Below are 21,576 nucleotides of genomic sequence, written 5' to 3' on the forward strand. Positions count from 1 at the left end.
CGAGATCGTGGCCGCGCGGCGCGCTCGACGGTTCAGAGGGAGAGTCGCTCGCGCACGACGGCCACGAGCCGTTCGGCGTAGGACTGCGCGGACTCGGCATCGGCCGCCTCGACCATGACACGCACGAGCGGCTCGGTACCGGACTTGCGCAGCAGCACGCGTCCGGTCTCGCCGAGCTCGGCCACGACCTCGGCGACGGCCGCCTGCACGACGGGGTCGCCGTCGACGGCGTCCTTGTCGACGTCGCGGACGTTGATGAGCACCTGCGGGTACACCGTCATGACGCTCGCGAGCTCGGCGATCGTCTTGTTCTGACGAGCCATCTCGGCGACGAGGTGGAGACCCGTGAGCAGGCCGTCACCCGTGGTCGCGTACTCGCTCATGATCACATGCCCGGACTGCTCGCCACCGAGGGCGTAGCCACCCGCGTTCATGTCCTCGAGGACATACCGGTCGCCGACCGCGGTCTGCCTGACGGTGATGCCGTGCTCGCGCATCGCGACGTGCAGGCCGAGGTTGCTCATCACCGTCGCGACGAGGGTGTCGTCGGTGAGGTGACCGCGCTCTTTCATGGCGACCGCCAGGATCGCCATGATCTGATCGCCGTCGATGACGTTGCCCTGCGCGTCGACAGCCAGGCATCGATCGGCATCGCCGTCGTGCGCGATGCCGATGTCGGCCCCGAGACGGACGACAGCCTCGGCGAGCTGGTCGAGATGCGTCGAGCCGACGCCGTCGTTGATGTTCCAGCCGTCGGGGTCGGCTCCGATGACGGTGACATCAGCACCCGCATCGCGGAAGGTCTCGGGAGACACACCGGATGCTGCACCGTGCGCGCAGTCCAGCACGACCTTGATGCCGTTCAGGCGGTTCGGCAGCGAACCGAGCAGGTGCACCACGTAGCGGTCCTCGGCGTCGGAGAACCGGATGATCCTGCCCACACCGGCACCGGTCGGGCGGAGCTTCTCGCCCGCCATCGCCTCTTCGATGCGCTGCTCGACCACGTCGGGCAGCTTGACACCGCCGCGAGCGAAGATCTTGATGCCGTTGTCGGGCGCCGCATTGTGCGAGGCGGAGATCATCACACCGAAGTCGGCGTCACGGTCGGCGACGAGGAAGGCGAGAGCCGGTGTCGGGATGACTCCGGCCTCGAGCACATCGACGCCGGAGGATGCGAGTCCTGCCGAGACGGCTGCGGTGAGGAAGTGCCCCGAGACTCGGGGGTCACGGGCGACGACTGCGGTCAGGCGTTTGCCTTCGGCCTTGCGAGCCTCCGCAGTACGGCCCTGGCCCAGGACGACAGCAGTCGCCTGGGCCAGGGTGAGCGCGAGGTCGGCGGTGAGGATGCCATTGGCGAGTCCTCGCACGCCGTCCGTGCCAAAGATCGGCATCGGAGCGGCGGACCTTAACGCTTCGAGTACTGAGGCGCCTTACGGGCCTTCTTGAGTCCAGCCTTCTTGCGCTCCTTGACGCGAGCGTCGCGCGAGAGGAAGCCGGCCTTCTTCAGGGTCGAACGGTTGTTCTCCTCGTCGATGCCGTTGAGCGAGCGAGCGATGCCGAGACGCAGCGCACCGGCCTGACCCGAGGGGCCACCACCGGAGATGCGCGCGATGACGTCGTAGCCGCCGGCGAGGTTGAGGATCGTGAACGGGTCGTTGATGAGCTGCTGGTGCAGCTTGTTCGGGAAGTAGTCCTCGAGCGTGCGACCGTTGACCGTGATCGTTCCCGAGCCGGGGACGAGACGCACGCGGGCGATGGCCTGCTTGCGACGGCCGACAGCGGCACCCGGAACGCTCAGCACGGGGCGGGGAGCCGCCTCGACTGCATCGGTCTCGGGAGTCGACGTCGAGAAGTTCTGGAGGTTTTCGGTGGTGTCCTGGATGTCAGCCACGAGTATGTCCTTTGAGTCTTACGGCGCTTACTGGGCGACCTGGTCGAGGGTGTACGTCTGCGGCTGCTGTGCGGCGTGCGGGTGCTCGGCACCGACGTACACCTTGAGCTTCGACAGCTGCTGACGGCCCAGGCTGTTCTTGGGGAGCATGCCACGGATGGCCTTCTCGACAGCGCGGACGGGGTTCTTCTCGAGAAGCTCGGCGTAGGTGACCGACTTCAGACCGCCCGGGTAACCCGAGTGGCGGTAGGCCAGCTTCTTCTGGAGCTTCTGACCGGTGAGCGCGACCTTGTCGGCGTTCACGATGATGACGAAGTCACCCGAGTCGATGTGGTTGGCGAAGGTGGGCTTGTGCTTGCCACGCAGGAGCGTAGCGGCGTGCGAGGCCAGACGGCCCAGAACGACGTCAGTGGCGTCGATGACGACCCAGTCGCGCTGGACCTCGCCGGCCTTAGGGGTGTAAGTGCGCGTCACGATAGTGCTGCTTTCTTGTTCGAACGGAGGAGTTCGTGAATCCCACTCCGGGGTGGTTCTTCCCTACGGGGAGGAACACGCCAGTGGAGGGCTCACGTTCGTCGGTGCTCGGCAGTCGAGTACCAAAGAGACAGCTTACGTCATTCCGGACGTTCTCCCAAACCGGGAGCTCCGGGCGATCAGTCGAAGCGCGTCGTCACCAGGATCGGACGGTGGTCGCTCATCCCCTGCGGGAGAGTGGTCACCCTCTGGATCTCGAAGCCGACTGAGGTGGCGAAGTCGTAGTGGCCGCGGAAGACGCGATACCGGGTGTAGGTGTGATCGTCGCTCAGCGTCAGCGCGTACCCGTGTTCACGGATCGTCTGACCGAGGTTCTCCTTGAACACGGGGTAGTTGTAGTCGCCGACCATCAGCTGCGGCAGCCCCTCGCCGAGGGTCGCGAGCTCGGTGAGCGCCGCGCGGATCTGGTGCCGCCGCAGGGAGTTCAGCGCCGTGAGCGGTGCCGCGTGGAACGACGCCGCGATGAACTCGCGCCCCGCGTCGATGTCCCTGAGCCGGGCGCCCAGGACCCGCTCATGTGCGGGTTTCGCGATGCGGTCGTGCAACGACTTCTTCAGTTCGATCGTGCGGATCCCCTGCAGGTGGAACTCGCTGGCGCGATAGAACATCGCGAGTCCCAGCCGATTCCCCTGTGTCGCGTCCGCGAGCGTGAGGTCGCCGATGTTCTCGGGCAGATCGGCGACATCGCACTCCTGGAGGCACAGGATGTCGGGATCGTGCGTCGAGGCCAGCGCCGCGAGCTCTCCTGCGGCGCGGTGCTTCTGCAAGTTGTACGAGATGACCTTCATCGCACCTCACGGTAGTGCGTCAGGCTTGGATTCCGGTGGCAATCGCGCCCGTCGCGCCGGCATCCGGCCTGCCACCCCACCCTGCGACCCCACCCTGCAGCTGTCCGCCCTCCGCCGACGAGGACTCGCTCAGCGACGCGCGCGCGTCTGCTCCGCCCTGGTGGACAGCAGTTCGTCTGCCGGATAACCGACCTCGGTGAGAGTGAGTCCCCGCGCCGCCAGGACCTTGAACTCGCTGGTGCGGGTGAGTGCGTCGCGCAGCACGACCAGATCGTCGACGTCGAGGCGCCCCTCCCCCACGGCGACGCAGGCCCCGACGAGGGCCCGCACCATGCTGTGGCAGAAGGCGTCAGCCCTCACCTCGGCGACCAGCACGCCCTCGGCGTCCCTCGACCAGCGGTAGTCGAGCAGCGTGCGGATCGTCGTGGCCTCCTCGCGCGGTTTGCAGTAGGCGGCGAAATCGTGGAGTCCGATGAGCGTCTGCGCCGCCGCATCCATCGCGTGCTCGTCGAGCACGCCGCGGTGCGCTGTGGTGTCGTGTCGCCGCAGGGGGTCGTACCCCGCTGTCGAATCGGCGAGACGGTAGCGGTAGCGCCGCCAGACCGCTGAGAATCGGGCGTCGAATCCGTCCGGGGCCACCGATGAGCGCGTGACGGTCACGTCGGGGTACGCACCGAGCACGCCGCGCATCCGTCTCGCGATCGAGGCAGCCGGGTCCTGGGGGGCGCGGCCCTGCCGTGACTCGATGCGCGACCACTGCGCCTCATCGAGGTCGACATGAGCCACCTGGCCCTGGGCGTGCACCCCGGCATCCGTCCGGCCGGCGACGACGAACTGCACATCGGATCCGACGATCCGCGCGAGCGCCGCCTCGAGGGTTCCCTGCACGGTGCGCAGGGTGGGCTGCTTCGCCCACCCGCGGAAGTGGGTGCCGTCGTAGGCGATGTCGAGCCGGATGCGCACGGATAAAGCCTAGGGCGTGCTCGCGAGCGAGCCGACCCCGAGGGAGGGAAGGTCAGATGCCGCCGTCGATGGAGCGAATGCTGCCGCTCGGCTCGTCGGGCACCATGACCTGGGTGTCGCGATTGAGGCTCTCCCCGCGGAAGAACCGCTTCGAGCGCGGGAACAGGTACCAGACGAACATCAGCACGAGACCGATGGCGAGCGAGCCGATGCCGATCACGAACGTGCCGCCGATTCCGAAGAGCACGGTGTAGCCGTAGTCGACGTCCCACATGTCGATCGCCGACTGCACGAAAGCCGCCGTGAGCATCAGGCCGCCCAGCAGCGGGAAGAGACCCTTGAAGAAGAAGTCCCGCGCGGAGGCGGTGATGTCCTTGCGGAAGTACCAGACGCACGCGAAGCCGGTGATGGCGTAGTAGAAGGCGATCGCGAGTCCCAGCGACAGGATCGAGTCCTGCAGGATGTTGTCGCTGATCAGGGTCATCCCGACGTAGTAGGCGGATGCCACGACACCCATGACGATCGTCGAGAACGACGGCGTCTTGTACGTCGGGTGCACGTCCTTGAACTTCGCGGGCAGAGCGCGGTAGACGCCCATCGCGAGCGTGCCGCGTGCGGTCGGCAGAATCGTCGTCTGGGTCGAGGAGACGGCCGAGATGATCACGGCGACGACCAGCATCCAGCCAAAGGGGCCGAGCAGACCGTCCTTGATCGCGAGGAAGAAGTCGTCGGCGTTCGCCTCGTTGCCCAGGCCCGTGCCGGTGTCGCCGAGCCCGGCGTACATCATCGCGGCGACCGTGACGCCCACGTAGGTGAACAGCAGGATGACGGTCGTGAGCAGTGCGGCGCGGCCCGGGATCCTCTTCGGGTCCCTGGTCTCCTCATTGAGAGCGAGGCAGGTGTCCCACCCCCAGTAGATGAAGAGGGCGAGCAGGATCGACTCCGTGAAGCCCGACCAGGAGGTGAATCCGAACGGGTTGAGCCACCCGAGGTCGAAGGGCGTCGGGTTCGGCGCCGTGCCTGCGAAGAACTGCCACAGCGCGGCCACCACGAAGATCGCGAGCGCGAGGTACTGGATGCCGAGCAGGATGTTCTGGATGCGCTCGCCGATCTCGACGCCGCGCCAGCTGACCCAGGTCATCGAGGCGATGAAGAGGACCGCGACGAGGATGATGCGCCAGTCGTTGTTCTCGAGGTCGAAGCCGATGAGCGACCAGAAATAGACCGAGGCGATCTGGGCGAGGTTGGCGAGCACGACCATGCCGGCGACCGCCACACCCCAGCCACCCATCCAGCCGACCCACGGGCCGAAGGCCTTCGTGCCCCAGGTGAACGTGGTGCCGCAGTCGGGGACGGCGTTGTTCAGCTCCCGATAGGCGAAGGCGATCAGCAGCATCGGCACGAACGCGATGATGAACGCGATCGGCGCCTGGGCTCCGACGGCGAGCACGACGAATCCGAGGGTCGCGACCAGCGAGTAGACCGGCGCGGTGGACGCGAGCCCGATGACCGTGGACCCCCACAGCCCCAGCGAACCGCTTGCGAGCCCCTTGCCGTCGGGGCGTTCGAGATGGATCGGCGTCGTAGCTGACATGCTCAGAACATACGGCTACCGCGCATATCGCGTCAATCGTTTTCTTGGACCGACGGATTTCGTGGGTCTGCGCACGATTGAGCGACGGAATCAGTCGACCAGGTCGCGGCCCATCATTCCGTCGGCGTGGTCGGCGACCCACTCGACGAGCGGCAGCATCCGCTCCATGAGATCGCGGCCGAGCGGAGTCAGGCTGTACTCGACGTGCGGGGGCACCGTGGGAAAGGACTCCCGGTGCACCAGCCCGTCGTCCGCGAGGGTTCGCAGAGTGGAGGCGAGCATCTTCTCGCTGATGCCGCCGACCTCACGGCGCAGCTCGCCCCAACGATGCGTGCCGTCGGACAGCGACGAGAGCACCAGCACGCCCCATTTGCTCATCACGTGGTCGAGAATGACGCGCGTGCTGCATCCCGGCTCGAAGATCTGCGGGGTCGACTCGCGGATCTGCGCATAACTAACCGTCATGTCTGTACCTTACGTGAAAGTGGGTACCCACAGTGGGGAATGTTCGCGTCAGACGGACAGGTTATGGCCTCTGTCACCTACGAAAGGACACCCCATGACCATCCTCGTCACCGGTGCGACCGGCAACCTCGGACGCCTCGTCATCGCCAGCCTCCTCGAACGCGGCGCCGACCCGCAGTCGATCATCGCCGGCGCGCGCGACGTCGCGAAGGCCGCGGACCTCGGTGTGCGGGTCGCGCAGCTGGACTACACCGACCCCACCTCCGTCGCGTCTGCGCTCGAGGGCGTCGACAGCGTCCTGCTGATCTCCGGTTCGGAGGTCGGCCAGCGCGTCGCCCAGCATCAGGCGGTCATCGACGCAGCCCGGTCCGCCGGGGTCACGAAGTTCGTCTACACCAGCGCTCCGAAGGCATCGACCAGCGACCTTGTGCTCGCCCCCGAGCACAAGGCGACCGAGGAGCTCATCGCGGCCTCCGGGCTCCCCGCGGTGATCCTGCGCAACAACTGGTACACCGAGAACTACGCCGCCGATCTCGCCCGTGCAGCCGAGAGCGGGGTGCTCGCGGCCGGCGCCGGTGAGGGCCGAGTCGCCTCAGCCAGCCGCAAGGACTTCGCCGAGGCCGCAGCCGTCGTGCTGCTCGACGACGGCCACATCGGTCAGGTGTACGAGCTCGGAGGCGACGTCGCCTGGGACTACACCGAGCTCGCGGATGCGATCGCCGAGGTCTCGGGCCGGGACGTGACCTACCAGCCGCTGACGGCCGACGAGCAGCTCGCCGGGTTGCAGGCGGCAGGCCTCGACGAGGGCACGGCAGGCTTCGTCGTCGCCCTGGATGCCGGCATCGCGGCGGGTGCGCTCGCCCAGACCGACGGCACGCTCTCGCGTCTCATCGGCCGTCCGACCACGCCTCTCATCGAGGGCCTGCGCGCCGTCGCCTGATCAGCCGCACGGCATCCGGGCCACCCACCATCGGCCATGAGGCGCCGATCTTCACCCAAGATCGGCGCCTCTGCGCGCTCACGCGGACTCAGTCCGACGATGCCTCCCGAGGATGGACATACGCGATCGTGAGCACGATCTCGACGGGCCCCAGCCCGTCCTCCGCGAGCACCATCGTCATGGCCTCGCGGACGTCCCGGAGCAGCTCGACGGCACTCGCCGAGTACTCGATGCCGAGCGACGCCTCGACCACGACGCCGTCATCGGCGACGCGAACAGCCACGAGCGGCTCGTCGACCCTGCTGATGCCGATCGCCACGGCACCCTCGCCCACGAGATTCGACACCAGCGAGCCCGCTCGATACACGCTGCGCACACCCGGCGTCGACAGCGCCGCCGCTTCGATCCTCTCGGCGAGACCCGTGGGATCCGTCACGCTCATGATGTCTCCTCCGCCGCGCTGCTGATTCTCTGGATGTCCCGCACGGTGACATCGATCGCGGTCACCGTAAGCGACGTCTGCCGCCGCAGCCGCTCGGCGACCTCCTCGCGCAGCCGATCGACGGCTTGCGGGATCGACTCTCCGTAGACGGCGTTGACCTCGATCGTGATCCGGATCGGCTCACCCACCGCGGTGACGTCGCCGTCGAGCGTCGAGCGTCCGACCAGGATGCCGGGCACGGCGTTCTCCGCCGAGCGAATGAGTCCCCGGACCGCGCCCTCGGTGATTCCGAAGTCGACGGCGGGGTCGACCTCCGGGAAGGGGATGCGACGGCCGGCGCGAGCATCCAGAGCGATCCCCGAGAGGATGCGGTCGACCCAGCTGTCATCGACCTCGGGCATGGCAGCAGCATCGGCGTCCATCAGCTGACCGCCGAGGCCGTGGAGCCTCTCGAGCGCGTCGAGGGCGAGCTGGCACCCCGGCGATCCCTCGATCGAGGGGTCGAGAGGAAGCCTGCCGGCCTCGAGATAGTCGCTCAGCTCTTCGAGCGTGTGTCCGTCGAGGTCTCCCGGCTCGAGACCGAGCTGACGGACGTCTGGGGTCGCCTGCTCATCACTCATCGCCAGGCCTCCATTCGCACGATCATGAACTTTCGGGCGCGGGCGAGAAGGCCACGCGCCGTCGACACCGAGATGTCGAGCTCCGCGGCGATCTCGTCGTACGAGTACCCGCCCATCTCCCTGAGCACCCAGCACTCCCGCTGGGCGGCCGGCAGCTCCTGCAGGGCGGCCCCCAACGCCTCGATCCCCGCGCGCGCCTCGACGACACGCGCAGGCGAACCCGCAGGCGGCGCCGCCTGCTCCACATCGTCGACGTCGACCGTCGGTCTCAGCGCGCGTATGCGGTCCACTGCCTTGCGGCTCACGATCCGCATCAGCCAGCTCTTGACCTTCGCCGGGTCGTCGAGCTCGGAGAACCGCTGCCATGCGGTCACGAACGTCTCCTGCACGATGTCGTCGACATCGGCCGAGGCGTTCAGCATCCGCTGCGTGTAGGCCCGCATCATCGGCGTGTACCTGCGCACCAGGACCGCGAATGCGGCGACGTCCCCATCCATCGCCCGACCGGCGACGATCCGATCGTCAGCCTGCTCGAGTGCAGAGCGAAAGCGTTCCCCAGCCATGCGTCGACTCCCTTTTCCATTCCCCCGAACAGATTCGGAGCGGACCCGCGATCAGATCGGATCGTCGATCTGATCGCGAGGTCACGAGATGCTGATCCGATCACTCGTTCGCATCTCGATGGATCACAGGACACGCGTCTCCGGGACGTCTGCGACCGCGTCGTCGTCCGACGCGTCGTCAGAGGGGACGTGGACGTCGTTGATGGTGACGTTGACCTCGACGGCCTGCTTGCCGACGAACTCGCTCATGGCGACGGAGATCGCCGAACGGACGTCATCCGCGACCTTCTGCAGCGACGCCGGGTATTCGGCGACGATCGTGACGTCGACCGCGACCTGGGTCTCGCCCACCTCGACGCTGACGCCCTGGGTGAGGTCGGTGGAGTTGAGAGCATCGCGGATGGCTCCGACCGCGCGAGCCGCTCCGCCGCCGAGCGCGTGCACGCCGGGCACCTCACGAGCCGCGATACCGGCGATCTTGGCGACCACGCCGTTCTCGATGATCGTCGCGCCCGTCGAGGCGACGGTCGAGCCGGCCGGCGCGAGCGGGGCCGTGGGCTGCTGTGCGTTCGAGGCGTTCGCCATCATGTGCTCCTTCATCCGTGTGATCCGATCCCCTGCGGGGACGGCCGCCGTGCAGCGACACCCCTAAGACGGATGCTACGAACGATTCGTCACAAAATGGTCGTGATTCATGCCGGAGGCCGCTCCCCGGGCGGGGAGCGGCCTCCGCTGATCCCGCGTCAGCGGGCGGTGCGAGCGAATGCGACGGATGCCAGGGCTGCGGCCTGATCGCCGAGCACCGCATCGTCGAAGATCACCCGCGGCGAGTGGTTCCACTCGACCGCGCTCGGATCCGCGTCGGGCGGCGAGGTCATGAGCGCGATGAACGTGCCGGGCACCTCGTCGAGCACGAAGGCGAAGTCCTCGGACCCCATCATCGGCGTCGGCATGATCACGACCCGCTGATCGCCGAAGACCTCCTGCAGGACCTCGACGGTCTCCGCCGTCTCTGCCGCGTCGTTCACCGTCACCGGATACATCGTCTCGAAGCGGACGTCGGCCGACAGGCCGTGGGCAGCGGCCACTCCCTCGATCACTCGGGGAAGACCCTCGCGGAGGGTCGCGAGCGAGGCGGGCGACATCGTGCGGACGGTTGCGGCCAGCTCGACCTGCTCGGGGATGACGTTGACGGCGCCGTCCCCGGTCGAGAGGCGCGTGACCGACAGCACGACCGGGTCGAACGCGTCGAAGCGGCGCGTCACGAAGCTCTGCAGCGCCAGGACGATCTCGGCGGACGCCGGCACCGGATCGAGGGTCTGGTGCGGCTGCGAACCATGACCTCCCCTGCCGCGCACGGTGACGTGGAGCTGGTTGGATCCGGCGGCCACCGCTCCGCTCCGCGTCGCGAACAGACCGCGAGGGCCGGGTGCGACATGGATCGCGTAGGCGGCGACCGGACGGTCGCCGGCCGCGTCGAGCAGACCCTCGTCGATCATGATCTTCGCTCCCCCGTGCCCCTCCTCCCCGGGCTGGAACATGAAGATCACCGAGCCGCGCAGCTGGTCGCGCCGAGCCGACAGCAGCTTCGCGGCGCCCACGAGGCCGGCGGTGTGCAGATCGTGCCCGCATGCGTGCATGGCACCGTTGCTCGAGGCGAACTCCAGTCCGGTCGTCTCCTCGATGGGCAGGGCGTCCATGTCGCCGCGCAGAAGCACAGCGGGACCGGGCAGCCCTCCCCGCAGAACCGCGACCACCGACGTGGTCCGGGTGCCGGTCGTGATCTCGAGAGGCAGCCCGTCGAGTGCGTCGAGAACCTTCCGCTGCGTGCGCGGCAGGTCGAGGCCGAGCTCGGGGTCGGCATGCAGCGCTCGCCGCAGCGCGACGAGGTCGGGCAGGATCGCAGCGGCATCCGCCACGAAATCGGGAGTGGTCATGAGTCGCCCTTTCGTGAGGAGGAGTCGCTGACGCGCGGCATCCGCATGACGCTGAGCGCGACGGCAGAGACGATGAACGCGCCGGCGCAGACGCTCCAGATCGTGATGTAGCCGCCGATCGACGAGCTGAGGGAGCCGGATGCGGTGAAGCCCGCGAGCAGCACGGCGAACACCGCACCGGCAGCCGAGCCCCCGAGGGTGCGCAGCGAGTTGTAGACACCGGCAGCGATCCCGGTCGAATCGCTCGGGGCCAGTTCGGCGACGAGCGCGGGGAGGGCGCCGAGCAGGAAGCCCATGCCGATCCCGTTGATCGCCGAGATCACGAAGATCTGCCACAGCTGGTCGTGGAAGGCGATCTGGATGAGGGATCCGGACGCCGCGAGGGCCGCTCCGGTGACCAGGACGGCGCGGATGCCGACCCGGCGGGCGATCGGCGCGAAGGTCGCCGCTCCGACGGTGGCGAGGATCGTCACGACCGCCGTCACAGCCGAGGCCGTTCCTGCCGTCGCGGCGAAGCCGTAGCCCGAGACGTCGGGGTCGGCGGTGAGGAAGGTCGTCGACGGCGCCTGGGCGCCGAACATGACCATGCCGAACAGGAAGGCGGTCAGATACACGGGGCCGAGCCGAGGCGAGACGATGAGCCGCACGTCGATGGCAGGAGAGGTCACGCGCAGCTCCCACAGCACCCACAGCGCGAAGATCACGACCGCCGCGGCCAGTGTGACGATGGTCGACGGGGATCCGAAGCCCTCGCTGGACGCGAGACGCAGACCGATGAGCAGCACGACCATCGCGAGGCCGATGCCGATGAATCCGAGGACGTCGATCTTCGCCCCGGTTCGCGACGTGGACTCGGGGACCTTGAAGAACACGGCGTAGACGCTGACCGCGACGAACAGCACCGGCACGAGCAGCGTCAGGGTGAGCGTCGGCAGCACGGCCGAGAACACGCCCGCCGAGATCGTGCCGAGGATCGCCCCACCCGTCAGGCACGACACGAGCAGACCGATCGAGGTCCGCGCGGTCTCGCCCTTGATGCGGTTGTGCACGAGTGCGATCTCGAGCGGAAGCCAGACGGCGAGCGGCCCGACGAGGATGCGCGCGGCGAGCACCACCGGGTAGCTCGGCAGGAACGCGGTGACGAGGGTGCCTATCAGCACTGCGACAACGGCGATCCGCAGCATCCGGCGATGCCCGAAGATGTCTCCGAGCTTCGAGAGCAGCGGCACGCAGACGGCAGCGGCGAGAGTCTGCACGGTCAGGAACCAGGTGATGTCGGCGTCTGAGACGCGGAGGTGGCCGGCGATCTCGCCGAGCAGCGGGGCATAGAAGCCCTGGACGAAGCCGCTCGCGAGTTCGCAGAAGACGAGGAAGCCGACGACGGCGCGAGCGCTCACCTTCGGCAGGGATGCGGTCAGTGGTGGATTGTCAGTGGTCAAGGGGAGGCCTGTTCATCGGCGTCTGCAATGCGACGCGGCGGGGTGCTGACGAGAGCGTCGATGATGTCGACGAAGTGGCGCTCATCGATGTGAATGCGCTTGACGGACTGCCGGTACAGGGTGAGCCCGGCGATCGTGTCGAGGAGGATGTCGTGGTGGACGTCCTCCGGGAGTTCGCCTCGGGAGATGGCGCGATCGATGATCTCGACACCCTGCCGACGGCGGTGCTGGAAGAACGAGTCCCACAGGGTGGGAAAGACATCCGGCTCGAACATCGCGCGCAGTCCGTGGCTCTGCTCCGGGGAGAGCTCCTGGTTGCGCTGGTTCTGCAGCACGTGTTCGAGCAGATCGGCGCGGATGCTGCCCCGGTCGGGCATCGCTCCGATCTCGACCTGCGATCGCAGCACTTCCGCGACCAGAGCGCCCTTGTCCGCATAGCGGCGGTAGATGGCGGTCTTGCCGCAGCCCACCGCCTTCGCGACCTGCTCGACGCTCAGCGCCTGGTAGCCGCGCTCACCGAGCATCTCGCCAGCCGTCGAGAGGATGCGTCGGGTGAGGTCCTCGTCGGTGGGACGGCCGGACTTCTCGGTCGAATCGGATGCCATGGCCCAACGATACGATACGGAGTGTTTCGTAAGTATTACGGATTCGACACGATCACATCGGGCTTCACAGTGCACTCTTAGGTTGAGAGTGCAATATTGCACTCTATGAGCGAGAGTGCAGATTCATTGCGAGAGCAGCGCAAGCGCGGGACGTCGCGCGCGCTCACCGACGAGGCACGGCGGTTGACGACAGAGCACGGTTTCGCGGGCTTCACGGTCGAGGAGCTCTGCGCTGGTGTCGGCGTCTCGCGGCGCACGTTCTTCAACTACTTCGAGAGCAAGGAGAACGCCGTGTTCGGGTTCGCTGCGATCGACTCCCGGCAGGAGGCGCTCGAAGCGGAGTTCGTCGCGCAGGACGGCGACCTGCTCGACGACTTCATCGCTCTGACGATCGCGCGCTTCGATCTCTTCAACCCCCTCGAGGACGCGCCGGCGCTCTTCGCGGTGATCGAGCAGGAGCCTCGACTGCTCAAGGCCGCGTTCGAGCAGCTGGCGAAGAACGAGAGGCGCGACGGCGAACTCATCGTCCAGCGAAGCGGAAACGGCGACGATGCCGACCTGCGCGCCGAGGTCATGGTCCACACCGTCGGCGCGCTGGTGCGCCTGTGCATGGACCAGCTGCTGCATCAGCACTCGACCGATTCCTTCAGCGACCTCGTCACCCGACGCCTCGAGATCGCTCGCACCGTGTTCGCACCATCACAGAAAGCCGACTGAATGTCCGCCACCGCCACCACGGATGCGCCCTTCCTGCTCACGAAGCGCCGCATCTGGATCATCTTCAGCGCCCTGATCGCGGGCATGCTGCTCTCGAGCCTCGACCAGACGATCGTCTCGACCGCCATGCCGACCATCGTCGGCCAGCTCGGCGGCGTCGATCATCAGGTGTGGATCACCACCGCCTATCTGCTCGCGACCACCATCGTCATGCCCATCTACGGGAAGTTCGGTGACGTCCTGGGCCGTCGCAACCTCTTCCTCGTGGCGATCGCGCTGTTCACGCTCGCCTCCGTCGGCTGCGCCTTCGCCACCGACTTCTGGATGTTCGTGATCTTCCGCGCACTGCAGGGTCTCGGCGGCGGCGGTCTGATGATCCTGTCGCAGGCGATCATCGCCGACATCGTGCCCGCGAACGAGCGCGGCAAGTACATGGGACCGCTCGGCGCCGTGTTCGGCCTGTCTGCCGTCGCGGGCCCCCTTCTCGGCGGGTTCTTCGTCGACCACCTCACCTGGCAGTGGGCCTTCTACATCAACATCCCGGTCGGGATCGCCGCCTTCATCATCGCCCTGGTGGCGCTGAAGCTGCCGAGCAAGAAGGCCGAGAAGCCCATCGACATCTTCGGCGTCATTTTCCTCTCGATCGCGACGACCTGCCTGATCTTCTTCACCGACTTCGGCGGCGACAAGGAGTTCGGATGGGACTCCCTCGCCACCTGGGCCTGGGGTGCCGGGCTCATCGTGGCCGCGACCGCCTTCGTCATCACCGAGGCCAGGGTGCAGGATCCGATCATCCCGTTGAGCCTCTTCCGCAACCCGATCTTCGTCAACGCGACCGCGATCGGGCTGGTGCTCGGGATCGGCATGTTCGCGGCGATCGGATTCGTGCCGACCTTCCTGCAGATGTCGTCCGGCACCTCCGCCGCCGCCTCCGGACTCCTGATGATCCCCATGATGGTCGGTCTCATCGGAACATCGATCTTCTCGGGCATCGCGATCTCGAAGACCGGGAAGTACAAGATCTACCCCATCGTCGGAACGATCCTCACCGGCATCGCGATGATCTCGATGACCACCCTCTCCGCCGAGACGCCGATCTGGCTCATCTGCGCCTTCCTCTTCGTGTTCGGTGCCGGGCTGGGCCTGATCATGCAGGTCGTCGTCCTGGTGGTGCAGAACGCCGTTCCCGCCGGCGAGATCGGAACAGCGACCAGCACCAACAACTACTTCCGCGAAGTGGGTGCATCGCTGGGAACCGCGGTGTTCGGCACGATCTTCACCACTCGCCTGACCGAGAACCTGCTCGGCGTCTTCGCAGACGCCGGAGCATCGCCGGACGCCGCCTCCCAGGCCGCATCGACGATCGACCCGGCCACGCTGAACTCGCTCCCCGATGAGGTGCGAGACGGCATCGTGACGGCCTACGCGGATGCTCTCGCTCCGGTGTTCTGGTACCTCGTGCCGTTCATCGCCCTCGCGCTGGTGCTGTCGCTGTTCCTCAAGCAGATCCCGCTGTCGGATCAGGCGGGGCTCGTCGCTCGCGGCGAGGCCATCAGCGGTGACGAGGCGGAACGCCTCGAGGCCGAGCAGCGCGCAGAGGGTGGGCGGACCACCTCTCGGCGTGATGCCGAGAGCCGCACCGCGGTCGGAGAGAACGACGCCCCTCCCGCGCGTCGCTGATCTCGCACCGACAGACGGAGAACGGGCCCGTTCCTCTCATCGAGGACCGGGCCCGTCGTGCGTCCGGGTCAGGGGAGGTCGCCGACCTCGAGCTCGTCGGGGTGATCGGCGTTGTCGCCGTCGGCCTTCTGGCTCTCGCCCGGGGTGGCGGAGTCGACCTCGGGGTCCGGGTCGTTCGTCACGAAGTCGGCGTCCACGCCGGTCGCGTCGATCTCGGCATTCTCGTCCGGTGCTGCCTGGGGGTCTGACATGTGTCGCTCCTATCGTCCGTCTACGGGAAGGTGACAACAGCCTCTCGTCGCACAGCGGATCGGGCATCCCCCTTGACACCTTCCGCGGGATGCCGAAAGACGACCTCGACCAGGAAGCAGTGGACGGAGGTCCCGTGTGTCGTGTCCGGTCCGACGGGCAGGTGGAACGCAAAAACCCCCGGGAATCCCGGGGGTTTTCATCTGTAGCAGGAGCGGGGCTTGAACCCGCGACCTCACGATTAGGTCACCTACGAAATCGGGGGTTAGTGCGGGGTATCAGTAGGCCACACTCCCCCGTCTTTCCGGCATCAGCAGGTATCAGGAGAGCACGGACACGCTCACTGATTGTGCGGAGTAAAAGCGGGATCCTGGTGGGTCAGAATGATCAGCATGGGGACGGATGAGGGTAAGACCTGGTTGAGCTACGCCGAGGCAGCGAAGCGGGTGCGCTCGTCGGGGCGGACGGTGCGGAACTGGCGTCGTCAGGGCATGCCGATGTCGTGGCGGGTGGATGAGGTCGGGCAGCGATACCGGGTCGTCGAGCTGCAGGTGCTGCTCGCGTGGTGGCGGGAGAAGATGCAGGCGAGCCCGGTGCATTTCTACCGGCAGCGGGCGAAAGCGATCGAGCGGGGCGAGACACCCCCTCCGATCCCGGAACGGTTCCGCTACACCGCAGAACGTCGACAGGACACGCGATCTGACGCGTCACAGGTCACAACCCTCCCCGAGTACCCGGACGACGCTGTGCACGGCACAGACGCGAGTACACACGCGGAGAACAGCACACCAGTGCGTGTCATCGATCCGCTCGCCGACATGCCGACCCTCCGCGGTGGCGCCGAGTACTACGCGCTCACCGAGAAGCTGAAAGACGCGACCCCAGGATGCGCCGGCGTCGACGAGTTCACCGCCGACAGAGTCGACGACGAGACAGCCGCGATCTTGGCCGACATCTGCGCGCACTGCCCGATGCTCGCCAGGTGCGGGGCCTTCGCGACTGCGTCACGCCCGACAGCCGGATTCTGGGCGGGGCAGACCTGGCGAACATATGACGAACGAAGCGCCGCGCTACCAGGGAGGGGTCCAGTTCTCGCGGGCGGCGAGTTCATCGAACGGTATGCGTAGCGATGTCTCAAGGGGGCTCCCGACCGTCAGATCGTTGATCCGCGGACCGATTGTGTGGAGCGCTGTGATTTCACTCTCAGGCCATGCGAGGTCTTTACGCATCGCGACGAATAGATCGCCCACTAGGCGCATTGTGATCAGTGCCGGCGGATTCGTGACAGCCGCGCGGCGGAACCGGTAGAACGCCTGCACAACCTCGTCTGATCCCCATACTCCGACGAAGTTCTGGAAGTCGCCCATCGTGTCTTCAGCTGCGGCGAGGGCAGCATCCTTCCTGGACGGCGTGAGCATGTCTCCGAGCGCCTGAATAAAGGGCTGGTAGACCTCCCACTTCCGCTCAGCGGTGCGCTCCTCGAGGGCGAGAAGGCGCGCTGCCTTCTGCTCGGCGAGGCGCGCCTTCCCCGCATACCGACCTGCGATCACTGCCGCGATCACAGCGGCGCTCGCAGGCACTGCTGCGATCAGGATCTGCACTGCCAAGGGAACGTTCATGGGGCGATCGTATCGCCGGTGACACATGTGACACGGGGGAAGATCCTCGTGTCTTCGAGGAAGACCACACCCCCCGAACTCCATACCATCACGGGGATCGAGACTCCCACCGGCTTCGCGGACAGAGTGCTACACCCCTGGTAGAAAACGGGCGCCAAACGCGGGGAGAGAGGAACACCGCCATGCGGGAGGTGGGCCGGGGTTCGAGGCTTTGAGATGCGAACGCCCCTCCCCCTGCTGGACGTCATCGGTAGGGTAATCGCATGCCTGAAACCGTCATTGTCGCCCTCGTCACTGGCGGCCTCGTCTTTCTGAGCGGCGCTTCCGCAACACTCGGTCAGATACTCGCGCCCGCATGGCACGAGAAGCGACGGCGAGCCGTGGAGGAGCGCGACGCTGCAAAAGAAGCTGAAGCTGAAACCCAAAGGCTCGCTGCCGAGTTGCTCGAGACGGTGGCATCCATTCGCAGCGTGGGTAATGTCGCTGCGCGGCACGCGCGCATCCGGTTCTTGGGTTCGCTATCGACGGCTCGAGTGACGCCTGAGATTCTGTCGTTCACCGCGAACCTGATTGACCCAGGACATCGAGAGGTGAACGCTGAATACGTGGATTTCGCGACGAATGACCTCTTCGCCTGGCTCGCCGGGGACAAGCCTTCCTCTGAGCTGCAGGTGCGGTACAACTAGCCAGCCTCGGCCGAAGTTGACGTGCCTCGCCACACACGAAGAGGCCCCTGCGCATGAGTTCGCGTAGGGGCCTCTGTGGTGTGGTGCGGACTGTCCGCTGTACTTACGCGGAGATGTCGACCTTGGTCAGTGCCGCCGGCTGGAGGAACTGGAACACGGCTCGGACCTCGGCGCGGGCACGAAGCAGGTTGTGCTCGTACAGGTCGAGGAGCGTGGGCTCGGCCTCGGGGTCGACGGCGGGCTGCTCGTACACGCCCTTGTCCGTCATCTCGAGCTTCAGCGTCCCCTTGCGCTTAAGCAGGATGGTGCGCCAATCTCCGACCCAGGACGTGCCCGCCTCGATCTGCGGCGACACGACGACCGGGACACCCCACAGGCTGCGGCTCATGCCCTGACCGGCGAATGCGGTCGTGAGCGGGCGTCCCTCGTTGTCCTCGGACAGCTCGATCTCGGTCCAGTCGGTCGGGTTCAGGGCGATCCCGGTCGCGGCGATGCCCTTCACCTCGAGCGCTCCGATCGCGAGACGCAGTGTGCGGAACGTGTCGCCGACGAAAGCCTGCGTGTTCGTTCCGACGACCGTGTCGAGGCCGCGAACAGTAGCGCCACCTTCGCTCACACCGCCGTCGAGCAGAAGATCCTGCAGCGCTTCGGTGACACCGTACGCGAGCTCGACAGCCAGCCACGGATTGAGCTGAGCGAAGTCCTCCAGGAACTGCTTGCGGATCGGCTCGGAGAGGTGCGCGATCGTGGAGAGCTCCCACGGCACGGACTCGGTGCCATAACGGCTGGTGGGCTTCTTCGCGCCCGCGGCGACCGTGGTCGCGTTGTTCTCGCGGAGCGTCTGCCGCAGGTAGGCGCCCGTGGGCTCCGCTTCACTGTCGTCGTAGCTCACGAGCGAGAGCAGCGTCAGCGCGGGGCGCGGCTCCGCGACGAGAGGGGCGCTGTAGTCGATCGTCACGGTCTGGTTCGGCACCAGCGCCTTGTTCGACGTCTGCTCGGCGAGCTGCGTCTTGAACGCGGCCGCGAAGCCGTCTGCACGGTCGGCGCGGCTGAGGAACTGGTGCGCGTCGGGCGCGCCCTTCGCCCGCTTCCCGTCCGCCTCGTCGATCGCGGACTTCAGCGTTGAGGCGGCGAGGTCCTGCGCCTTGATCTTCGCCTGGATGGCGTCGATCTCGCCGCGGAGAACGGGCACGCGTGCAACGTCCTCCTCGGTCAGATCGGTGCCCTTCTTGGACAGCGTGTCGACCTCTGCGAGCAGGGCCTTCAGCTTCTCCGTGAGATTCATGTGCGGTTTCTCCAATGAGTGGAGTCGCAGCGCGTCGGCCGCGACTGAATGCGAGCCACCGCGCAAATTCGGGTGGCTGGCTTTCAGTACCGCCGCCCCTTCAGATCGGGACGGACACCGGTCGGCCTGACACGAGGATACGACGAAACGGCCGGCCCGTGGTAAGACACACCCACAGACCGGCCGCTCACGGCTCGGGGCTCAGCCGAGCGCGTCGTCCACGATCACGCGCGCCCGCTGCAGCGCGAGAGCCTCCCGCCAGTCGACGCCGGCCGCATCGGCGAACACCAGAGCGCACGCCCCGATCGCCTCGAGCAGCCGACCAGGAACACCAGGCGCCGCAGTGACGCCAACACCGACCGCGTCGATCTGCGCACGGTTTCCGGACTCGATCGCCTCGAGCAGCAGCACCGCGATGTCGACGAGCTCAGCATCCGACACGCGCTGCGCCGCGACCACTTCGCCCTCATCAATCGCGCGGAGAGTGTGCTCGGCAAGCCGCTGCAGCTGCCGCCCCTTCCGCTGCTTCGCGGCCGCAGCGACGAGATGCCGGATCGGCTCTCCCCCGCTCATAGCCTCGACCCCGCTATCGCCTCGTCCGACCACTTCTGCAGCTGGCTCTCCCAGTTCTCAAGCAGCCACGCTGCCCCCTCGTAATCGCCGCGACGATGACGAGCCTCGAGCCGTCGCAGCAGCTGCCTCGCATTCTTCGCAGCATGCCGCTGATACTGCGCCGATGCCCGAGCGGTTACGAGTTCCTCCCTCAGCTGCTCGACAGTAGCGATCGCCGTCATCGGCCCGATGATTCGTTCTCCGCTCACAGTGATGCCTCCCATTCCGCCCGCATTGCGGCCCACTCCTCTGCCGAATAGAACCGAGACGTAACGCCGTACCCACCTGCGATCTGGTAGAGATCGCCGGCACCGCCGACCATGAGCATGTTCCCCAAGGTCGGGCCACTCTCTGCGGGCGTGAGATTTCCGTCGGGATGCTCGCCGCCGCTCGCCGAGACGCAGCGGCGGATTCGCACGCCCTCGAGACCGGAGACGGCCGGGTCCACGTCCAGCCGCCATGTCTTCCACGAGCCCTCGACCACCCGGAGATTCGGGGCACTAGTCGTCGTGGCCGGACCGCTTGCGACGTCGATCATGATGTTGAAGTCGGCGCCGTAGTACTCGAACAGGTAATTCTCCGCGGCCACGTCACACCGTCCTGTAGATCTTGCCGCTGCTCGGGTCGATATAGATCGTGTTCGGCGGCAGACCGACCGACGCCGCAGCGATCGTCGGCGGGTTCATGTACCAACCGTCACCGCCGATGTGCCACATCCGAGCGCCGGCGAATCCGGCTGGGGGTTCAATAGCCATTTCACGCTCCTCCCAACGGGAGAGCATGCAGCTTGCCGTCCGGGCCGAGATAGAGCCAGTAGCCGCCGTTGTTGACGAGCCAAGCCCACGTGCTCTGCTTATCGGCGGCCGTGTGGATGACGATCTCCGTTGGCACGCTGGCCACGATTACCTGCTTCCTACCGCACACGCGGCATTGCTCTTGTCGACGGTTTCTCCCGGCAGGCCTTCGCGCGTATCACGAGCATGAGAGCCCGCATCCAACAGGCCCCGACGCACCTCGGAACCCGCGACCCCCAGAAGCTCGCGGAGCTGTGCATTCTCCCCACCCACCTCAGCGAGTGGCTGCACTGGACGACCTGGCTCATCATCACGCTGCGCGAATGACGCCTCGCGCGTACTGAACTCACGCTGGGCGCCGGCCACCTCGAGCCCATGTTCGGATCCGGCGGCCGGGTGACTGTCGCGGGCATCCTGCCAGCTCGTCATCATCAGCCAGCGCCGCCGGGAGGCGGTAAGACCGTGAGCACGCTGGGACGTCCGCTGCATGGACACCCCCTCCCGTGCTTCCGAGGCGACGTCTCCCTGAGCCTGCTCGCCGCAGGGGCATCGAGCAGCAAGCTGCCCGATCCGCGATGAGCATCTGTGACTGCTCTGAACGTGACCGGAGCGGGCGACGTAAGTACTTCTACCCTCCAGTCCGATAGTCGGACATGTTGACCACCTTGAAGTTGCCCCGGTAATCCGACATGTTCGGCGCGTCAACCTGTCGCGTGACTGGACATGTCCGAAGCTCTCGAACGTCTCCGAACCGGTAGCGGGTCGCCCGACCTCGACGGCCCGGCTCGTGCTCGATGAGAGCACCGATCTCCCGCAGCCGAGCCTGCGCCTGGTTGATCTGTGACCGGGATATCCGAAGCTCGCGCGAGAGTCGAGTCTGCGGGCACCATGCGATCCCTTTCTCAGCGTGGTCGAGCAGAGCGAGGAGCACGAGCGCCTCAGTCTTGGTGAGGTCGAGCTCGCCGATTCCTTCTCGGAACAGCCAGCGTGCGGTGATTCGCGCCACATCACACTCCTCCTTCGCCGGTCATGGCATCGATGTGCGCCTGCGCTGCGTCCGGGCTCCGGAACATCTGACAGGCACAGTCGCGGTGCGGGTGAGGGCCTGCGGGGCACCCAGGGGCAACCGCCGCCCACATGGTGTGCAGCTTCG

Annotated in this window: 28 protein-coding genes; 6 read left to right on the forward strand and 22 right to left on the reverse strand. The window is 66.8% G+C overall.

The window, feature by feature from the left end; all coding sequences use genetic code 11:
- Positions 1 to 32: 32 nt before the first annotated feature.
- From glmM to AB0N61_RS10240, 7 genes are all read right to left on the reverse strand, one after another.
- Positions 33 to 1,391: a phosphoglucosamine mutase gene (gene glmM / locus AB0N61_RS10210; protein WP_167946048.1), complete on the reverse strand. Its 1,359-nt coding sequence runs from the start codon at positions 1,389 to 1,391 to the stop codon at positions 33 to 35.
- Positions 1,392 to 1,405: 14 nt separating this feature from the next.
- A complete protein-coding gene (rpsI, locus tag AB0N61_RS10215) occupies positions 1,406 to 1,891 on the reverse strand; it encodes a 30S ribosomal protein S9 (RefSeq protein ID WP_167946046.1) in 486 nt (161 codons plus the stop codon).
- Positions 1,892 to 1,918: 27 nt separating this feature from the next.
- Entirely contained in the window at positions 1,919 to 2,365 is a 447-nt protein-coding gene (rplM, locus tag AB0N61_RS10220) for a 50S ribosomal protein L13 (protein ID WP_167946044.1), read from the reverse strand.
- Between the two features lie 179 nt (positions 2,366 to 2,544).
- Positions 2,545 to 3,213 (reverse strand): endonuclease/exonuclease/phosphatase family protein, encoded by a 669-nt coding sequence (locus AB0N61_RS10225; RefSeq protein WP_167946042.1) that lies wholly within the window; start codon positions 3,211 to 3,213, stop codon positions 2,545 to 2,547.
- Positions 3,214 to 3,342: 129 nt separating this feature from the next.
- Positions 3,343 to 4,176 (reverse strand): tRNA pseudouridine(38-40) synthase TruA, encoded by an 834-nt coding sequence (gene truA, locus AB0N61_RS10230; protein ID WP_363363710.1) that lies wholly within the window; start codon positions 4,174 to 4,176, stop codon positions 3,343 to 3,345.
- Positions 4,177 to 4,228: 52 nt separating this feature from the next.
- The gene (locus AB0N61_RS10235) at positions 4,229 to 5,770 is read right to left on the reverse strand and encodes an APC family permease (protein ID WP_363363711.1); all 1,542 of its coding nucleotides are present in this window, start codon (positions 5,768 to 5,770) and stop codon (positions 4,229 to 4,231) included.
- A 90-nt stretch (positions 5,771 to 5,860) separates the two neighbouring features.
- A complete protein-coding gene (locus AB0N61_RS10240) occupies positions 5,861 to 6,235 on the reverse strand; it encodes a helix-turn-helix domain-containing protein (RefSeq protein ID WP_363363713.1) in 375 nt (124 codons plus the stop codon).
- Between the two features lie 94 nt (positions 6,236 to 6,329).
- Here AB0N61_RS10240 and AB0N61_RS10245 point away from each other — a divergent pair, with 94 nt between their 5' ends.
- Positions 6,330 to 7,175, forward strand: a complete 846-nt coding sequence (locus AB0N61_RS10245; protein ID WP_363363715.1) for an SDR family oxidoreductase — start codon at positions 6,330 to 6,332, stop codon at positions 7,173 to 7,175.
- 88 nt (positions 7,176 to 7,263) lie between these two features.
- Here AB0N61_RS10245 and AB0N61_RS10250 read toward each other — a convergent pair whose 3' ends face one another.
- The 7 genes from AB0N61_RS10250 to AB0N61_RS10280 all read right to left on the reverse strand — a co-directional run bounded on the left by AB0N61_RS10250 (position 7,264) and on the right by AB0N61_RS10280 (position 12,781).
- Positions 7,264 to 7,617 carry a hypothetical protein gene (locus AB0N61_RS10250; RefSeq protein ID WP_363363717.1) on the reverse strand — a complete coding sequence of 118 codons (354 nt, stop codon included), beginning with the start codon at positions 7,615 to 7,617 and terminating at the stop codon, positions 7,264 to 7,266.
- On the reverse strand, positions 7,614 to 8,237 hold the full coding sequence (locus AB0N61_RS10255; protein WP_363363719.1) for an Asp23/Gls24 family envelope stress response protein: 624 nt from the start codon (positions 8,235 to 8,237) through the stop codon (positions 7,614 to 7,616). The genes AB0N61_RS10250 and AB0N61_RS10255 overlap by 4 nt, the downstream gene beginning before the upstream one ends.
- The gene (locus AB0N61_RS10260) at positions 8,234 to 8,800 is read right to left on the reverse strand and encodes a sigma-70 family RNA polymerase sigma factor (protein WP_363363721.1); all 567 of its coding nucleotides are present in this window, start codon (positions 8,798 to 8,800) and stop codon (positions 8,234 to 8,236) included. Before AB0N61_RS10260 ends, AB0N61_RS10255 begins: the two co-directional genes overlap by 4 nt.
- Positions 8,801 to 8,923: 123 nt before the next feature.
- Positions 8,924 to 9,385, reverse strand: coding sequence for an Asp23/Gls24 family envelope stress response protein (locus AB0N61_RS10265; RefSeq protein WP_363363723.1), 462 nt, complete (start codon positions 9,383 to 9,385; stop codon positions 8,924 to 8,926).
- A 158-nt stretch (positions 9,386 to 9,543) separates the two neighbouring features.
- A complete protein-coding gene (locus AB0N61_RS10270) occupies positions 9,544 to 10,737 on the reverse strand; it encodes a M20 family metallopeptidase (protein ID WP_363363725.1) in 1,194 nt (397 codons plus the stop codon).
- Positions 10,734 to 12,176 (reverse strand): MFS transporter, encoded by a 1,443-nt coding sequence (locus AB0N61_RS10275; protein ID WP_363363726.1) that lies wholly within the window; start codon positions 12,174 to 12,176, stop codon positions 10,734 to 10,736. The genes AB0N61_RS10270 and AB0N61_RS10275 overlap by 4 nt, the downstream gene beginning before the upstream one ends.
- Positions 12,173 to 12,781 (reverse strand): TetR/AcrR family transcriptional regulator, encoded by a 609-nt coding sequence (locus tag AB0N61_RS10280; RefSeq protein WP_363363728.1) that lies wholly within the window; start codon positions 12,779 to 12,781, stop codon positions 12,173 to 12,175. The genes AB0N61_RS10275 and AB0N61_RS10280 overlap by 4 nt, the downstream gene beginning before the upstream one ends.
- A gap of 105 nt (positions 12,782 to 12,886) precedes the next feature.
- Between AB0N61_RS10280 and AB0N61_RS10285 the strand changes: the two genes are divergently transcribed.
- Positions 12,887 to 13,498 (forward strand): TetR/AcrR family transcriptional regulator, encoded by a 612-nt coding sequence (locus tag AB0N61_RS10285; protein ID WP_363363730.1) that lies wholly within the window; start codon positions 12,887 to 12,889, stop codon positions 13,496 to 13,498.
- On the forward strand, positions 13,499 to 15,178 hold the full coding sequence (locus tag AB0N61_RS10290; RefSeq protein WP_363363731.1) for an MDR family MFS transporter: 1,680 nt from the start codon (positions 13,499 to 13,501) through the stop codon (positions 15,176 to 15,178).
- A 68-nt stretch (positions 15,179 to 15,246) separates the two neighbouring features.
- Here the strand turns inward: AB0N61_RS10290 and AB0N61_RS10295 are convergent, their stop codons facing one another.
- Complete coding sequence (locus tag AB0N61_RS10295) at positions 15,247 to 15,429, reverse strand: hypothetical protein (protein WP_167945932.1); 183 nt, start codon at positions 15,427 to 15,429, stop codon at positions 15,247 to 15,249.
- A 390-nt stretch (positions 15,430 to 15,819) separates the two neighbouring features.
- Here AB0N61_RS10295 and AB0N61_RS10300 point away from each other — a divergent pair, with 390 nt between their 5' ends.
- Positions 15,820 to 16,554 carry a WhiB family transcriptional regulator gene (locus AB0N61_RS10300; protein WP_363363734.1) on the forward strand — a complete coding sequence of 245 codons (735 nt, stop codon included), beginning with the start codon at positions 15,820 to 15,822 and terminating at the stop codon, positions 16,552 to 16,554.
- Here AB0N61_RS10300 and AB0N61_RS10305 read toward each other — a convergent pair.
- A complete protein-coding gene (locus AB0N61_RS10305; protein WP_363363736.1) occupies positions 16,498 to 17,046 on the reverse strand; it encodes a hypothetical protein in 549 nt (182 codons plus the stop codon). The two genes, AB0N61_RS10300 and AB0N61_RS10305, sit on opposite strands and share 57 nt — an antisense overlap.
- A 263-nt stretch (positions 17,047 to 17,309) precedes the next feature.
- Here AB0N61_RS10305 and AB0N61_RS10310 point away from each other — a divergent pair, with 263 nt between their 5' ends.
- Entirely contained in the window at positions 17,310 to 17,732 is a 423-nt protein-coding gene (locus tag AB0N61_RS10310) for a hypothetical protein (RefSeq protein ID WP_363363738.1), read from the forward strand.
- A gap of 103 nt (positions 17,733 to 17,835) precedes the next feature.
- Here the strand turns inward: AB0N61_RS10310 and AB0N61_RS10315 are convergent, their stop codons facing one another.
- The 5 genes from AB0N61_RS10315 to AB0N61_RS10335 all read right to left on the reverse strand — a co-directional run bounded on the left by AB0N61_RS10315 (position 17,836) and on the right by AB0N61_RS10335 (position 20,529).
- Positions 17,836 to 19,017 (reverse strand): phage major capsid protein, encoded by a 1,182-nt coding sequence (locus AB0N61_RS10315; protein ID WP_363363740.1) that lies wholly within the window; start codon positions 19,015 to 19,017, stop codon positions 17,836 to 17,838.
- 201 nt (positions 19,018 to 19,218) lie between these two features.
- Positions 19,219 to 19,590 (reverse strand): hypothetical protein, encoded by a 372-nt coding sequence (locus AB0N61_RS10320; RefSeq protein WP_363363742.1) that lies wholly within the window; start codon positions 19,588 to 19,590, stop codon positions 19,219 to 19,221.
- Positions 19,591 to 19,834: 244 nt separating this feature from the next.
- Positions 19,835 to 20,218: a hypothetical protein gene (locus AB0N61_RS10325; RefSeq protein ID WP_363363744.1), complete on the reverse strand. Its 384-nt coding sequence runs from the start codon at positions 20,216 to 20,218 to the stop codon at positions 19,835 to 19,837.
- A 1-nt stretch (position 20,219) separates the two neighbouring features.
- The gene (locus AB0N61_RS10330) at positions 20,220 to 20,384 is read right to left on the reverse strand and encodes a hypothetical protein (protein WP_363363746.1); all 165 of its coding nucleotides are present in this window, start codon (positions 20,382 to 20,384) and stop codon (positions 20,220 to 20,222) included.
- 1 nt (position 20,385) lies between these two features.
- Complete coding sequence (locus AB0N61_RS10335; RefSeq protein WP_363363748.1) at positions 20,386 to 20,529, reverse strand: hypothetical protein; 144 nt, start codon at positions 20,527 to 20,529, stop codon at positions 20,386 to 20,388.
- A gap of 80 nt (positions 20,530 to 20,609) precedes the next feature.
- Between AB0N61_RS10335 and AB0N61_RS10340 the strand changes: the two genes are divergently transcribed.
- Complete coding sequence (locus tag AB0N61_RS10340; protein WP_363363750.1) at positions 20,610 to 20,750, forward strand: hypothetical protein; 141 nt, start codon at positions 20,610 to 20,612, stop codon at positions 20,748 to 20,750.
- Positions 20,751 to 21,051: 301 nt separating this feature from the next.
- Here AB0N61_RS10340 and AB0N61_RS10345 read toward each other — a convergent pair whose 3' ends face one another.
- Positions 21,052 to 21,429: a helix-turn-helix domain-containing protein gene (locus AB0N61_RS10345; protein ID WP_363363752.1), complete on the reverse strand. Its 378-nt coding sequence runs from the start codon at positions 21,427 to 21,429 to the stop codon at positions 21,052 to 21,054.
- Between the last annotated feature and the right edge of the window lie 147 nt (positions 21,430 to 21,576).

The organism is Microbacterium sp. NPDC089320 (assembly GCF_040684875.1).
In the GTDB taxonomy this organism is placed as follows: domain Bacteria; phylum Actinomycetota; class Actinomycetes; order Actinomycetales; family Microbacteriaceae; genus Microbacterium.

Excerpts from the sequence above, each read along its gene's own strand:
- glmM (WP_167946048.1), bottom strand. The coding sequence starts at position 1,391 with ATGCCGATCTTTGGCACGGACGGCGTGCGAGGACTCGCCAATGGCATC.
- AB0N61_RS10225 (WP_167946042.1), bottom strand. The coding sequence starts at position 3,213 with ATGAAGGTCATCTCGTACAACTTGCAGAAGCACCGCGCCGCAGGAGAG.
- AB0N61_RS10235 (WP_363363711.1), bottom strand. The coding sequence starts at position 5,770 with ATGTCAGCTACGACGCCGATCCATCTCGAACGCCCCGACGGCAAGGGG.
- AB0N61_RS10240 (WP_363363713.1), bottom strand. The coding sequence starts at position 6,235 with ATGACGGTTAGTTATGCGCAGATCCGCGAGTCGACCCCGCAGATCTTC.
- AB0N61_RS10245 (WP_363363715.1), top strand. The coding sequence starts at position 6,330 with ATGACCATCCTCGTCACCGGTGCGACCGGCAACCTCGGACGCCTCGTC.
- AB0N61_RS10250 (WP_363363717.1), bottom strand. The coding sequence starts at position 7,617 with ATGAGCGTGACGGATCCCACGGGTCTCGCCGAGAGGATCGAAGCGGCG.
- AB0N61_RS10255 (WP_363363719.1), bottom strand. The coding sequence starts at position 8,237 with ATGAGTGATGAGCAGGCGACCCCAGACGTCCGTCAGCTCGGTCTCGAG.
- AB0N61_RS10260 (WP_363363721.1), bottom strand. The coding sequence starts at position 8,800 with ATGGCTGGGGAACGCTTTCGCTCTGCACTCGAGCAGGCTGACGATCGG.
- AB0N61_RS10265 (WP_363363723.1), bottom strand. The coding sequence starts at position 9,385 with ATGGCGAACGCCTCGAACGCACAGCAGCCCACGGCCCCGCTCGCGCCG.
- AB0N61_RS10270 (WP_363363725.1), bottom strand. The coding sequence starts at position 10,737 with ATGACCACTCCCGATTTCGTGGCGGATGCCGCTGCGATCCTGCCCGAC.
- AB0N61_RS10280 (WP_363363728.1), bottom strand. The coding sequence starts at position 12,781 with ATGGCATCCGATTCGACCGAGAAGTCCGGCCGTCCCACCGACGAGGAC.
- AB0N61_RS10285 (WP_363363730.1), top strand. The coding sequence starts at position 12,887 with ATGAGCGAGAGTGCAGATTCATTGCGAGAGCAGCGCAAGCGCGGGACG.
- AB0N61_RS10290 (WP_363363731.1), top strand. The coding sequence starts at position 13,499 with ATGTCCGCCACCGCCACCACGGATGCGCCCTTCCTGCTCACGAAGCGC.
- AB0N61_RS10295 (WP_167945932.1), bottom strand. The coding sequence starts at position 15,429 with ATGTCAGACCCCCAGGCAGCACCGGACGAGAATGCCGAGATCGACGCG.
- AB0N61_RS10300 (WP_363363734.1), top strand. The coding sequence starts at position 15,820 with ATGGGGACGGATGAGGGTAAGACCTGGTTGAGCTACGCCGAGGCAGCG.
- AB0N61_RS10305 (WP_363363736.1), bottom strand. The coding sequence starts at position 17,046 with ATGAACGTTCCCTTGGCAGTGCAGATCCTGATCGCAGCAGTGCCTGCG.
- AB0N61_RS10310 (WP_363363738.1), top strand. The coding sequence starts at position 17,310 with ATGCCTGAAACCGTCATTGTCGCCCTCGTCACTGGCGGCCTCGTCTTT.
- AB0N61_RS10315 (WP_363363740.1), bottom strand. The coding sequence starts at position 19,017 with ATGAATCTCACGGAGAAGCTGAAGGCCCTGCTCGCAGAGGTCGACACG.
- AB0N61_RS10320 (WP_363363742.1), bottom strand. The coding sequence starts at position 19,590 with ATGAGCGGGGGAGAGCCGATCCGGCATCTCGTCGCTGCGGCCGCGAAG.
- AB0N61_RS10330 (WP_363363746.1), bottom strand. The coding sequence starts at position 20,384 with ATGGCTATTGAACCCCCAGCCGGATTCGCCGGCGCTCGGATGTGGCAC.
- AB0N61_RS10340 (WP_363363750.1), top strand. The coding sequence starts at position 20,610 with ATGAGAGCCCGCATCCAACAGGCCCCGACGCACCTCGGAACCCGCGAC.